This window comes from Streptomyces sp. NPDC001933 (genome assembly GCF_042890955.1).
GTDB lineage: Bacteria > Actinomycetota > Actinomycetes > Streptomycetales > Streptomycetaceae > Streptomyces.
In genome coordinates this window covers 450,097-462,795 of sequence record NZ_JBIASS010000006.1, presented here as the reverse complement: position 1 = coordinate 462,795, position 12,699 = coordinate 450,097, and the positions used below count along the sequence as shown (strand labels likewise).

Sequence of the window (12,699 nt, the reverse complement as noted above, 5' to 3'; positions counted from 1 at the left end):
CACGGTCGTCACGACGGTCGTTGGAGCGGAAGCCACCCGACGGACGGTCGTCACGACGGTCGCGGTTGAACGACGGACGGTCGTTGTCACGGCGGTCGAAGGAGCGGCCACCACGGTCGTCACGACGGTCGTTGGAGCGGAAGCCACCCGACGGACGGTCGTCACGACGGTCCCGGTTGAACGACGGACGGTCGTTGTCACGGCGGAAGCCACCGGACGAACGGTCGTCACGACGCTGGAAGCCACCACGGTCACCACCGCGGTCGTCCCGGCGATCGTTGGAGCGGTAGCCACCACGGTCGCCGCCACGGCTGTCCCGGCGGTCGAAGTTGCCCCGGTCGTCGCGACGGTCGTCACGGGCGGCGGGCTGCTCCGGCACGGAGACGGCGGCCTCGATCGCGGCCTCCGCCTCGGCGGCGACCTCGGCCACGGCGGCCTCGGGGTCCTCGCCCCGCTCGCGGGCGGCACGGGCGACGAGGCGGTCGGCCTCCTCGCGCAGCTCACCGGCGCGGCGCTGGACGCGCTCCAGCTGCTTGGTCAGGTCGGCGACCTCGCGCTCGGCCTGCTTGGCGGCGTTGTTCGCGGAGTCGGCCTGGACCTCGGTCAGCGAACGGGCACCGGTGATCTCGGCGACCTCGGGGTCGAAGGCGCCCGCGCCGCCGACGATGTGGCGCGAGGCGTCGACGCCCGCGTCCTCCATCAGGCGGAAGATCTGACGGCGCTGGTGCGGCAGCGCCAGCGAGACCACGACACCGGACTTGCCGGCGCGGGCGGTACGGCCCGAGCGGTGCAGGTAGTCCTTGTGGTCACCGGCCGGGTCCACGTTCAGCACCAGGTCGATGCCGTCCACGTGGATACCGCGGGCGGCGACGTCGGTCGCGACGAGCGCGTTGACGTAGCCGTCCTTGAAGTCGGCGAGCACCCGGGTACGGGCGCCCTGCGTCATGCCGCCGTGCAGCGCGTCCGCCTTGACGCCCGCCTCGACGAGCTGCTCGGCGATACGGTCGGCGCCCAGCTGGGTGCGGACGAAGATGATGGTGCGGCCCTTGCGGGCGGCGATGGCGGAGGTGACCGGCGCCTTGTCCTTCGGCTTCACGACGAGGACGTGGTGCGTCATGGTCGTGACGTTGCCCTGGGCGCTGTCGACCTCGTGGCTCACCGGGTTGTCCAGGTAGCGCTTGACCAGCGTGCCGATCTCGTTCTCCATCGTGGCGGAGAAGAGCATGCGCTGACCGCCGACCGGAACCTGGTCGAGCAGCTCGGTGACCTCGGGCAGGAAGCCCAGGTCGGACATCTGGTCGGCCTCGTCGAGGACGGCGACCTGGACGTTCTCCAGGGAGCAGGCGCCCCGGTTGATGATGTCGCGCAGCCGGCCCGGGGTGGCGACGAGGATGTCGACACCGCGCTCCAGCGCGTAGATCTGGTTGCCCATCGACGTACCGCCGCAGACGACCTTCATCTTCAGGCCGAGCACGTCGCCGTACGGCTGAAGCGCGTCCGCGACCTGCATCGCGAGCTCACGGGTCGGGGTGAGGATGACCGCGCGGGGCTTCTTCTTCTCGGTGTGGCCGCCGGCCAGCGTGGCCAGGGTCGGCAGACCGAAGGAGAGGGTCTTGCCGGAGCCGGTACGGCCACGGCCCAGGATGTCCTTGCCGGCCAGGGCGTCCGGGATGGTCGCGGCCTGGATCGGGAAGGGCGCCGTCACACCGTTCTGCGCGAGCTTGCGGACGATGCCCTCGGGCAGACCCAGGTCGGCGAAGGTGATGGTCGGCTCGGCGTCCGCGTCGGCCTCTGCTTCGGCCTCGGCGGAGTCGATGTCGGCCTGCTCGGCCTGGGGGGCGTCGGCCTCGACGGAACCGGCGGACTCGGCGATCACGGCCTCTGCGGCCTCGACGAGCTCGTCGTTCTCGATGTTCTCGGGCATGACGGTGTGGTCAGAACTGGAAATTGACATGCGAAATGCGAAACCTTCCGGAGTCTCGGCACGCGCCCGTAACTCCGTGATTCGCAATTTCGACCGCCTCAATGCGGTCCAGCCACGGCAAGGGAGAGTACGCGCCACACGGCGCGCTTCTGTTTCGGCGCCGGGCAATGGGATCAAACGATCTACTACCATACGCACTCCACCCCACATCGCGCAAACCGGCCCTCTCCCACCCCCCGCTAGACCGGCCCCACCTGCGGCGATACCTCGGGAGTCCGCAGCGGACGCGACACCTCCGACGCCTCCATCGCCTCGTTGCGGAGCTGTGCGGCCGGCGAGGCGGACGGCTGCGGCGACGCCTCGGAGGGCTCCGGCTCGGGCGTGTCCGGCGGCTCGGGGGTCGCCGGCCCGGACGGCGTGGGCGAAGCGGGCTGCTCCGGCACCCCGGGACCGGGCTGCGAGGCGGAGGGCGTCGGCACCGGACCACCCCGGCCCGGCTCGGCGCCCCCGCCCTGCTCCCCGCCCGGCCGTACGTCACCGGGGGCGGCCGGGGCCCCGGCCGAGCCGCTCGGCTCCGGCGACTCGGCGACCTCCCGCTCGGAGTGCGCCTCGGCCCTGCCGCCACCACCACGGACCCTGCCGGTACCCGCCACGGTGCCGCCGTCGGGCCGGGCGGCGCTCCCTGCGTGCTCGGGCGACGGAGAGGGCGACGGTGCCGGTTTCCCCCCGTCGTCGCCGATGCTCATGCAGCCGGTGGACGCGGCGACCGTCGCGGCGACGACGGCCGCCCATCGGACGGGGACGGACAACTGGCGCACGAGAGGCACCTCCGGGGGTACGAAGAGGGGGCGGAGCGGTACGGGAGAAGAGGGGGGCTCCGTGCCCAACTCCCTTTGTCCCACCGGGGACACGCCCCACTCCCGTCCCGCACACCACCCGCACGCCTCCCACGGCGTTTCCGCACGCACACCACCGAGCGGGCTGCGGCTCCGGCGGGGAGCGGTCCGGCGGGGAGCGGTCCGGCGGGGAGCGGTCCGCTCACCCGTAGCCGAGCGCGTGCAGCCTCGCGTCGTCGATACCGAAGTGGTGGGCGATCTCGTGGACGACCGTGATCTCGGTCTCGGCGACGACGTCCTCGCGGGACTCGCACATCCGGAGGGTCGGCCCGCGGTAGATGGTGATCCGGTCCGGCAGCACCCCCGCGTACCACTCGCCGCGATCGGTCAGCGGCGTCCCCTCGTACAGCCCGAGCAGCTCGGGATCCCCCGGGTCGGGCTCGTCCTCGACGAACACCGCGACGTTGTCCATCAGCCGCGTCAGCTCCGGCGGGATCCGGTCCAGCGCCTCGGCGACCAGTTCTTCGAACTCTTCGCGCGTCATCTCCAGCACCCCGCCATTGTCCCGTACCGACGGTCCCGGCGCCCCGGTCCGGACGGCCCGTACCAACATCTCCGCGACGGGGCAGGCACCCCTGCCGGGTGCTCGCGTAAACCGTTTTGGCGATAGCCGCCGCCATCCCATATGCTTCTCACGTCCCCGACGCGCTGGAAAGCGCGCAGGTGGGCCCTTAGCCCTCATCGTCTAGTGGCCCAGGACGCCGCCCTTTCAAGGCGGTAGCACGGGTTCGAATCCCGTTGGGGGCACGCTTAACCGTGTGCGAGACTTGTCTCGCACATTAGCTTGGTCCTGTGGAGCAGTTTGGAGTGCTCGCCACCCTGTCAAGGTGGAGGCCGCGGGTTCAAATCCCGTCAGGACCGCTGCAGCCCTTATGAGCTGCGTGGCTGGGTAGCTCAGTTGGTACGAGCGATCGCCTGAAAAGCGATAGGTCGCCGGTTCGATCCCGGCCCCAGCCACCACCCGAAGGCCCCGTCCGGTGGACGGGGCCTTCGCCGTGTCAGACCTCTTCCCGGTCCGCCGGGTTCACGCCCGCACGGCCGCGCCACGCCCGTACCGCCAGAACCAGCAGCACCACCGCGGCCACGGCCACCAGCGCCATGGCGTCCGGCACGTGCTCGCCGATGCGCTGGGTCCACTGCTCCACGGCGAACGAATCGTCCACGTCCAGCAGTCCGGGCAGCGCCGTCGTCCCGTCGTACGCGAGGAACAGCGCGCCGAGCGCGATGAAGAAGAGCCCGGACAGCAGGGTCGTGGTGTGCAGCTCGAAACGGCCCAGCCGGAAGGCGCGGCCGCGCAGCCAGGCCCGTCGGCCCAGGTCGAAACGTTCCCAGAGCAGTGCGAGCAGGAAGAGCGGGACCGCCATGCCCAGGGCGTAGACCGCGAGCAGCAGTCCGCCGTAGACCGGGCTGCCGCTGACCGCCGCCACGGTGAGGACGCTGCCGAGGATCGGGCCCGCACAGAAGCCGGCCAGCCCGTAGACGGCGCCCAGCGCGTAGACCGATACGGCGGTGGTCGGGCGGATCCGGCCGCTGAGGGCGGCGATCCGGCGCGAGGCGAAGCCCAGGCCGATGATCTGCGCGATGCCGAGCGCGATGATCAGCCAGCCCGCGCCGAGGACCAGCGCGTCGCGGTGCTGGTAGAAGAGCCGTCCGGCGTACGAGCCGGCGGCGCCGAGCGGCACCAGGGTGGTGGCCAGACCGGCGTAGAAGATGCCGGTACGGGCCAGCAGGCGCGAGGCGGAATCGATGGAGTAGGCGAAGAAGGCGGGCAGCAGCAGCGCGCTGCACGGGCTGACCAGGGCGAGCAGCCCGCCGAGGAAGGCCGCGAAGTAGCCGATGTCAGCGGTCACTTCGCATCGTCCCCGGAGCCCTGGGAGCCCTTGCCGCTCTCGGCGGCCTTGCTGCTCTTGGCGTCATCGGTGTTGCGGGCCTGCTCGGCCGCCGCCTCGATGGCCGAGGTGAAGGTCTCCATGGGCTGGGCCCCGGCGATCGGGCGGCCGTTGATCAGGAACGACGGGGTGGACGTCGCGCCGATTCCGTACCCCTGTTCCTGGTCCTTGCCGACGGCGGCGGAGGCGGCGGCGCTGTCCGCGTCGCGGGCGAACCGGTCGAGGTCCGCGACTCCGGCCTGCCGGGCGAGCTCCTTCAGGCGGCCCTTGCCGAACCCCTTCTCCTTGGCCCCCTCGGCGTACGCGGCGGCGTGGAACTGCCAGAAGCGGTCCTGCTGCCCGGCGGCCCAGGCGGCGCGGGCGGCGGCCTCGGACTCGGCGCCGAAGATCGGGAAGTTGCGCCACTCGATGCGCAGGGTGCCGTTGTCCACGTACTTCTTGACCAGGGCGGGTTCGGTGTCGCGGGCGAACTTGCCGCAGTAGCCGCACTTGAAGTCGGCGTACTCGATGAGGACCACGGGTGCGTCGGCGCGGCCCTGCGCGAGTTTGTCGCCGGCGTCGCGACGGGCGAGCTTCGCCAGCTCCGGGTAGACGCCGGCGTCCGGGTCGGCGGTGACATCGGCGACCGAGGAGGAACCGGAGCCCGAGTGGTCGGGGGTGGTGGCCTTGTAGGAGACGAAGCCGAGCAGGGCGGCGGCGAGGACGACTCCGGCGCCGTAGATCACCGGCTTCCTGGAAGCGGGCTTGCGCGAGGACGTGGACGGGGACTTGGACATGCGGAACTCCGTGCTGGTGAGGCGGAAGGGAAGAGGGTGGCCGGGCGGGCGGGCCGGCTACACCCTCAGCACGGAGAGTTCGACGGGAGTGGGGGCGGCGGGCGCGGGGGTGCGCAGCTTCAGCCGCACGGGTGGGTGGACCGGTCCGGGCCCGGTGGCGGCGGGCAGGCCCCACTCGGCGAGGCCGGGGGCCTGGTCGTACGCGGCACGGGCCCGGCCCGGGAGCGCGGGCGTGTCGTCGGGCTTTCTCGTCCTGCCGCATCCCGGCGTCGGATGCCGGTCGGAGTCCGTCGCCACCACCGGGGCGTCCGTGTCCGCAGGGCCGTCCGAGCTGGCCGTGGTGGCGGCCACGACCATGGCAGCGGGCGAGGCACCGCCGCCGGTCACCGCCGTCGCCGGTCCGCAGAACAGCCCCAGCACCACCGCGAGCACCGCCGTCAGGCAGCACCACTGCGTACGGGACACGGCGACCGGCCTTTCCGGACAGGGGCAACGGGTGGTCAGCTGCCCGAAATGGTACGTGCTGTGATCCCGCGGCTCCGCGCGGTGCCCGGGTGGTGACCCGGACCGCACGAAATATGTTCGCCGTTCGTCGGGCCCGGGTGAGATCCTGGGCTCCGTATGTCTACTTCCTTCGCTGATCTCCAGAACCGGCTCGGAGAGATCTCGCTCCGCGATGCGCACCGGCTCGGCCGCCGTCTCGAAGGGGCGCGCCGCATCCGTAAGCCCGAGGCCAGGCAGTCCGTGCTCGACGAGATCGCCGCCGAGGCCGCAAAGGCGGCCGAGCGGCTCTCGCTGCGTGCCGCGCGGATGCCCGCCCTGTCGTACCCGGAACAGCTCCCGGTCAGTCAGAAGAAGGACGAGATCCTGGAGGCGATACGCGACCACCAGGTCGTGATCGTCGCCGGGGAGACCGGCTCCGGCAAGACCACACAGATCCCGAAGATCTGCATGGAGCTGGGGCGCGGTGTCCGGGGCATGATCGGGCACACCCAGCCGCGCCGGATCGCGGCCCGTACGGTCGCCGAGCGCGTCGCGGACGAGCTGAAGACGCCGCTGGGCGAGGCGGTCGGCTGGAAGGTCCGCTTCACCGACCAGGTGAACCCCGACGCGACGTTCGTGAAGCTGATGACGGACGGCATCCTGCTCGCCGAGATCCAGACGGACCGCGAGCTGCGCGCCTACGACACGATCATCATCGACGAGGCCCACGAGCGGTCGCTGAACATCGACTTCCTGCTCGGCTATCTGGCCAGGCTGCTGCCCAAGCGCCCGGACCTGAAGGTCGTCATCACCTCGGCGACGATCGACCCCGAGCGGTTCGCGCGCCATTTCGGCGAGGCGCCGATCGTCGAGGTCAGCGGGCGTACGTATCCGGTCGAGGTGCGGTACCGCCCCCTCCTGGAGGAGGAGGGCGACGACTCCGACCGGGACCAGATCACCGCGATCTGCGATGCCGTGGACGAGCTCCAGACGGAGGGGCCCGGCGACATCCTGGTCTTCCTCTCCGGCGAGCGGGAGATCCGCGACACCGCGGACGCGCTGAACAAGCGCAACCTCCGCCACACCGAGGTGCTCCCCCTCTACGCCCGGCTCTCGCACGCCGAGCAGCACCGGGTCTTCCAGCGCCACACCGGTCGCCGGATCGTCCTGGCGACCAACGTCGCCGAGACCTCGCTGACCGTCCCCGGCATCAAGTACGTGATCGACCCGGGCAACGCCCGGATCTCCCGCTACAGCCACCGCACCAAGGTCCAGCGGCTGCCGATCGAGCGGATCTCGCAGGCCAGCGCCAATCAGCGCAAGGGCCGTTGTGGTCGTACGTCGGACGGCATCTGCATCCGGCTGTACTCCGAGGACGACTTCCTGACCCGTCCGGAGTTCACCGACCCGGAGATCCTCCGTACGAACCTGGCCTCCGTCATCCTCCAGATGACCGCGGCCGGCCTCGGCGACATCGAGAAGTTCCCCTTCATCGACCCGCCGGACCACCGCAACATCCGCGACGGCGTCCAGCTCCTCCAGGAACTCGGTGCGCTCGACCCGGACGAAAAGGATCCGAAGAAGCGGCTCACCCAGCTCGGCCGGAAGCTCTCGCAGCTGCCCGTCGACCCGCGGCTGGCCCGCATGGTCATCGAGGCCGACCGCAACGGCTGTGTCCGCGAGGTCATGGTCATCGCCGCCGCGCTCTCCATCCAGGACCCGCGCGAGCGGCCCTCGGAGAAGCAGACCCAGGCCGATCAGCAGCACGCCCGCTTCAAGGACGAGACCTCCGACTTCCTGGCGTTCCTGAACCTGTGGCGGTACATCCGCGAGCAGCAGAAGGAGCGCGGCTCGTCCAGCTTCCGCCGGATGTGCAAGCAGGAGTACCTGAACTTCCTGCGCATCCGCGAATGGCAGGACATCTACGCGCAGCTGCGTACGGTCGCCAAGCAGATGGGCATGCAGATCGAGGATCCCTCGGCGGGCACAGACGCCCCCGAGCAGTCGGTGCACACCTCGCTGCTGGCCGGGCTGCTCTCGCACATCGGGCTGAAGGACACCGAGAAGAACGAGTACCTGGGCGCCCGCAGCGCCAAGTTCGCGATCTTCCCCGGTTCGGCGCTCTTCAAGAAGCAGCCGCGGTTCGTGATGTCGGCCGAGCTGGTCGAGACGTCCCGGCTGTGGGCGCGGGTCAACGCCAAGGTCGAGCCGGAGTGGATCGAGCCGCTGGCCCAGCATCTGCTGAAGCGCACCTACAGCGAGCCGCACTGGGAGAAGGACCAGGCGGCGGTGATGGCGTACGAGCGGGTCACGCTCTACGGGGTGCCGATCGTCGCCCAGCGCAAGATCAATTTCGGCCGGATCGACGCCGAGACCTCCCGCGATCTGTTCATCCGCAACGCCCTGGTCGAGGGCGACTGGCGCACCCACCACCAGTTCTTCCACGACAACCGCAAGCTCCTCGGCGAGGTCGAGGAGCTGGAGCACCGCGCCCGGCGCCGCGACATCCTCGTGGACGACGAGACGCTCTTCGACTTCTACGACCAGCGGATCCCCGAGCACGTGGTCTCCGGGGCGCACTTCGACTCCTGGTGGAAGCACAAGCGCCGGGACGAGCCGGACGCGCTGGACTTCGAGCGCTCGATGCTCATCAACGAGAAGGCCGGGGCCGTCACCAAGGACGACTACCCGGACTCCTGGCGCCAGGGGAAGCTGAAGTTCAAGGTCACGTACCAGTTCGAGCCCGGCGCGGACGCCGACGGTGTGACCGTCCACATCCCGCTCCAGGTGCTCAACCAGGTCACCGCCGAGGGCTTCGACTGGCAGATCCCCGGCCTGCGGGAGGAAGTGGTCACCGAGCTGATCCGCTCGCTGCCCAAGCCGATCCGCCGGCACTACGTCCCCGCGCCGAACTACGCGGACAAGTTCCTGGACCGGGCCGTACCGCTGCAGGAGCCGCTGCCGGTCACGCTGGCCCGGGAGCTCCAGCGGATGGTCGGTGTCCCGGTCTCGGCCGACGACTTCGACCTGAGCCGCGTCCCGGACCACCTGAAGATCACGTTCCGGATCGTCGACGAGCGGCGCCGCAAGGTGTCCGAGGACAAGGACCTGGAGGCGCTGAAGCTCCAGCTGCGCCCGAAGGCCCGTCAGGCGCTCTCCAAGGCCGCCGCGGCCACCGCGGGGCCCTCGGGCGAGTCCATCGAGCGTTCGGGCCTCACGGACTGGACGATCGGCACGCTGAACCGCGTCTTCGAGACCCGGCGGGCCGGTCAGCCGGTGAAGGCGTATCCGGCGCTGGTGGACCAGGGCGGGACCGTCGCCGTACGGCTCTTCGACACCGAGGCCGAGCAGTTGCAGGCGATGTGGCTGGGCACCCGGAAGCTGATCATGCTGAACGTCCCGGTGAACCCGGCGAAGTTCGCCTCCGACAAGCTGACGAACCAGCAGAAGCTGGCCCTGTCCCGCAATCCGCACGGCTCCATCCAGGCCCTCTTCGAGGACTGCGCGACGGCGGCCGCCGACCGGCTGATCGGCGCGCACGGCGGGCCTGCCTGGGACGAGGAGTCGTTCCGGAAGCTGTACGACAAGGTGCGCACCGACCTCGTCGCCCTGACCGAGCACACGGTCAAGCAGGTCCAGCAGGTGCTGGCCGCCTGGCAGGCCTGCGAGCGGCGCCTGAAGGCCACCAGCAGCCTGGTCCTGGTCAACAACGTCACCGACGCCCGGGACCAGCTCGCGGCCCTGATGCCACCGGGGTTCGTCACGAAGACCGGACTGCGCAGGCTGCCCGACCTGATGCGCTATCTGGTCGCCGCGGACCGCCGGCTCCAGCAGATGCCGACGGCCGTCCAGCGCGACACCACGCGCATGGAGAAGGTCCACGAGATGCAGGACGAGTACGCCTGGCTGCTCGAACAGATGCCGCAGGGCAGGCCCGTACCGCAGGAGGTCCTGGACATCCGCTGGATGATCGAGGAGCTCCGGGTCAGCTATTTCGCCCACGCGCTGGGGACGGCCTACCCCGTCTCCGACAAGCGGATCGTGAAGGCGATCGACGCGGCGGCGCCGTGAGGCGGCCCCGGACGGGCGGCTTCCGCAACCGTGACGGAGCCGCCACCCACAGTGAGTTCGACCGCACCCTCTGACCTGCTGTACAGTCTGGTTTCGCAGCCAGCCGCAAGGAAGGCAGCGAAAACCTGGTCCTGTGGAGCAGTTTGGAGTGCTCGCCACCCTGTCAAGGTGGAGGCCGCGGGTTCAAATCCCGTCAGGACCGCAGTAACGAAAGCCCGGATCCTTCTGGATCCGGGCTTTCGCGCGTCTTGACTCGGGCAACCGCCGACGAGTACTCAGACAGCAGAGGCCGCCCCTGATTTCCCGGCGCGGGGCGGCGGTCCACCGGGAGGTGGCGCGCATGACAACGTCCGCCACGCACGAGACCCGCGCGCTCCTGCGCGCCCATCTGGCCGCCTCTTCCGGCCGCCCCCATCTCACCCGCCACTGCGCGGTCTGTCATCGGCTCCTGCGGCTCGCCATGGAGCCCGCGACGGCCCGCCGGACCTATTCCGCCCCCGAACCGCCGGCCCCGCGCACAGAGCGCCTGGAGGGCACCCCCGGGGCCGAGGACGAAAGTCCCTCGGGTGAGTGACCAATGGCGGGGCTTTTCGCTTCCCGGCGGTGGCAGGCTCGTACTTGGCAAGACTCTCGCAGTGTGACGGGAGTCACCGAAAGAGTTTTGAGAAGGGGTGACTTTACACCCTTCCTACAACTGGCGAATTTAATATGTGCAATTGCACCACCCGGACGGGAGTACCGCGAGACCATGTGAACCGGGCTCGCCCGGCCTCCCCGGGCAGTCCGGAACAGTCCCGCACAGACCCGCTCAAGCCCGCACGGCACCCCGGCCGGACCCGACCGGACGCGCGGTTTCCGGCGCTCCCGACAAGGGCCCCGCGCGGCCCCGGGGCGGGGCCGCGCGAGCACAAAAAAGATCGCGCTGGACCCGGCGGAGTCCAGCGCGATCGAACGACGCACCCGTATTGCACAGGTATGGCGCCCGTTGGGGCGGGCGCCCGTCATTTGGAGCTATGGGTGGGCCTGTACGGGTTGGGGGACCCGGAAGCCCGGTTGTTCTGCGGCGACAGGGGGTGTGTCAGGCCTCGCTGCGCTGCTGCGGAATACCCGCAAGCAGTGCGCGGACCTCTGCCTCGCGGTACCGGCGATGTCCACCGAGCGTGCGGATGGACGTGAGCTTGCCGGCCTTGGCCCAGCGGGTAACCGTCTTCGGGTCCACGCGGAACATCGTGGCAACCTCAGCCGGGGTCAGCAGCGGCTCGGCATCAGGGGTGCGAGCGGTCATGAGCGGCCTCCTCGGGAGAACCGAACCATCTCGGTTCTTTCCTCTAAATTCTGCACCTTGACCCGCGTTGCCCGAAATGGCGGACGCGGGCCGAGTCGGTTATAGGACGAACGGCTTGTCCTCGGCACTACAACTACACCATCCGTCCAGCCACGTCGGCCAAACCGATGGAATTGCCCTCCCAGGTGTTCATCAGCGACGGAAGCCGATGGACCATGCCATAGCGGACAGTCACTCCGCCGTGACGATCAGTCACAGAGCGATCAGGGGCCATCAGACCCCCCATAGAGTGCAATGCAGAGCATTCCGCCCTTAGTTGGACGGACGGAGTCCTCCCCGGGCTCCTTGTCCTATTTTGGCATGAGGAGTAGGGAAGGGCGCAAGAGCCCAGTTAGTGCTATCCATCACGCTTGAGGCAAAGGCCCGGTTCGGGACGTAGGTCCTAGGACCACAGAAGTACCGTTCCGCCTCTTTGTTCTCACGCGTCACACAGCACACAGGGACAGACGCAGAAACCGCGCGGTCAGTTCGCGAACTGACGATCTCTCACGGCCCGCCAGCGCTCCGCCAGCCGGCCGTACGCCTCGCTCGCCCCCTCCGTGTCACCGGCCTGCAGCGCCGCGATGCCCTCGGCCACATCGGCGGCCGACCGGTCCCCGGCGAGCTCCTTCGCCGGCAGCGCGTGCACCAGGCCCGCGTAGTCCAGCTCGACCAGCGCCCGGGGATGGAACTCCTCCAGCCAGCGCCCGACGTCCACGAGCCCCTCGGTCAGCGGCCCCTCGTCCACCGAATCCCGCAGCGCCCTCAGCGCGCGGGCCAGCCGGCGACGGGCCTGCACCATCGGCGTCCGGTAGCGCAGCACGGGCCCCGCACCGTCCTCGCCCGCCGCCGCGTACTCCCGCTCCTCGTCGGAGAAGAGCACGAACCACCGCACCGGCACCTGCCACACCGAAGTACGGATCCACGGCCTGGCGTCCGGATTCCGCTCCGCCCACCGCTCGTGGTCCGCGACCGCCTGCCCCCGCACCACCGGCGGCAGCACCGCGTCGAGCACCGGCCCGGGGAACATCTCCGCCAGCTCCTCCAGCGCCAGCCAGCCGCGCAGCCTGGTCCGCCACGGACAGACGCACACCACCCCGTCGACCTCGGCGACGAAGGCGTCCGCGCTCTCGTGCACCGGCACGGCGACCGGCGGCGTGGCGGCCAAGTCGGCGAGCGAGCGGCGCAGTTCGTCCTGGGCCGTGGGGGTCCGGGTCCGCCCGGCGTACCGGGCCCAGTGGGCACGCTCGGGCTCCGGGAAGGCGGCCAGGGGCTCGTACACCCGGAGGTAGGACGCATAAGGGACGAGCACCGAAGACACCACCGACATGCAGCA

General features: G+C 70.2%; 10 protein-coding genes and 4 tRNA genes. 6 read left to right on the top strand and 8 right to left on the bottom strand.

Annotated features, from left to right (window positions below; all coding sequences use genetic code 11):
- The 3 genes from ACFYY7_RS18545 to ACFYY7_RS18535 form a co-directional block, all read right to left on the bottom strand.
- The coding region (locus ACFYY7_RS18545) for a DEAD/DEAH box helicase (RefSeq protein ID WP_388662609.1) at positions 1–1,924 on the bottom strand (1,924 nt) is incomplete at its 3' end.
- 239 nt (positions 1,925–2,163) lie between these two features.
- Complete coding sequence (locus tag ACFYY7_RS18540; protein WP_388662607.1) at positions 2,164–2,742, bottom strand: hypothetical protein; 579 nt, start codon at positions 2,740–2,742, stop codon at positions 2,164–2,166.
- Between the two features lie 220 nt (positions 2,743–2,962).
- Positions 2,963–3,313, bottom strand: coding sequence for a metallopeptidase family protein (locus ACFYY7_RS18535; protein WP_206433537.1), 351 nt, complete (start codon positions 3,311–3,313; stop codon positions 2,963–2,965).
- 181 nt (positions 3,314–3,494) lie between these two features.
- On the opposite strand from ACFYY7_RS18535, the gene ACFYY7_RS18530 reads away from it, so the two are divergent.
- From ACFYY7_RS18530 to ACFYY7_RS18520, 3 genes are all read left to right on the top strand, one after another.
- A tRNA-Glu gene (locus tag ACFYY7_RS18530) sits at positions 3,495–3,567 on the top strand.
- Between the two features lie 39 nt (positions 3,568–3,606).
- A tRNA-Asp gene (locus ACFYY7_RS18525) sits at positions 3,607–3,681 on the top strand.
- Between the two features lie 22 nt (positions 3,682–3,703).
- A tRNA-Phe gene (locus tag ACFYY7_RS18520) sits at positions 3,704–3,780 on the top strand.
- 38 nt (positions 3,781–3,818) lie between these two features.
- On the opposite strand, the gene ACFYY7_RS18515 is transcribed toward ACFYY7_RS18520, so the two are convergent.
- Genes ACFYY7_RS18515 through ACFYY7_RS18505 form a run of 3 tightly spaced genes read right to left on the bottom strand, consistent with a single transcriptional unit; the run spans position 3,819 to position 5,950 of the window.
- Positions 3,819–4,670 (bottom strand): cytochrome c biogenesis CcdA family protein, encoded by an 852-nt coding sequence (locus ACFYY7_RS18515; protein ID WP_388662605.1) that lies wholly within the window; start codon positions 4,668–4,670, stop codon positions 3,819–3,821.
- Positions 4,667–5,485 (bottom strand): DsbA family protein, encoded by an 819-nt coding sequence (locus ACFYY7_RS18510; protein WP_388662603.1) that lies wholly within the window; start codon positions 5,483–5,485, stop codon positions 4,667–4,669. The genes ACFYY7_RS18515 and ACFYY7_RS18510 overlap by 4 nt, the downstream gene beginning before the upstream one ends.
- A 57-nt stretch (positions 5,486–5,542) precedes the next feature.
- A complete protein-coding gene (locus ACFYY7_RS18505; protein ID WP_388662601.1) occupies positions 5,543–5,950 on the bottom strand; it encodes a hypothetical protein in 408 nt (135 codons plus the stop codon).
- 156 nt (positions 5,951–6,106) lie between these two features.
- On the opposite strand from ACFYY7_RS18505, the gene hrpA reads away from it, so the two are divergent.
- The 3 genes from hrpA to ACFYY7_RS18490 all read left to right on the top strand — a co-directional run bounded on the left by hrpA (position 6,107) and on the right by ACFYY7_RS18490 (position 10,613).
- A complete protein-coding gene (hrpA, locus tag ACFYY7_RS18500; RefSeq protein WP_388662599.1) occupies positions 6,107–10,039 on the top strand; it encodes an ATP-dependent RNA helicase HrpA in 3,933 nt (1,310 codons plus the stop codon).
- A gap of 127 nt (positions 10,040–10,166) precedes the next feature.
- Positions 10,167–10,241, top strand: a tRNA-Asp gene (locus ACFYY7_RS18495).
- Between the two features lie 138 nt (positions 10,242–10,379).
- Positions 10,380–10,613 carry a DUF6274 family protein gene (locus tag ACFYY7_RS18490; RefSeq protein ID WP_351262207.1) on the top strand — a complete coding sequence of 78 codons (234 nt, stop codon included), beginning with the start codon at positions 10,380–10,382 and terminating at the stop codon, positions 10,611–10,613.
- 504 nt (positions 10,614–11,117) lie between these two features.
- Here ACFYY7_RS18490 and bldC read toward each other — a convergent pair.
- Both bldC and ACFYY7_RS18480 read right to left on the bottom strand, forming a co-directional pair.
- Complete coding sequence (gene bldC, locus ACFYY7_RS18485) at positions 11,118–11,324, bottom strand: developmental transcriptional regulator BldC (RefSeq protein WP_003949541.1); 207 nt, start codon at positions 11,322–11,324, stop codon at positions 11,118–11,120.
- A 523-nt stretch (positions 11,325–11,847) separates the two neighbouring features.
- Entirely contained in the window at positions 11,848–12,693 is an 846-nt protein-coding gene (locus ACFYY7_RS18480) for a hypothetical protein (protein ID WP_388662597.1), read from the bottom strand.
- Positions 12,694–12,699: the final 6 nt, after the last annotated feature.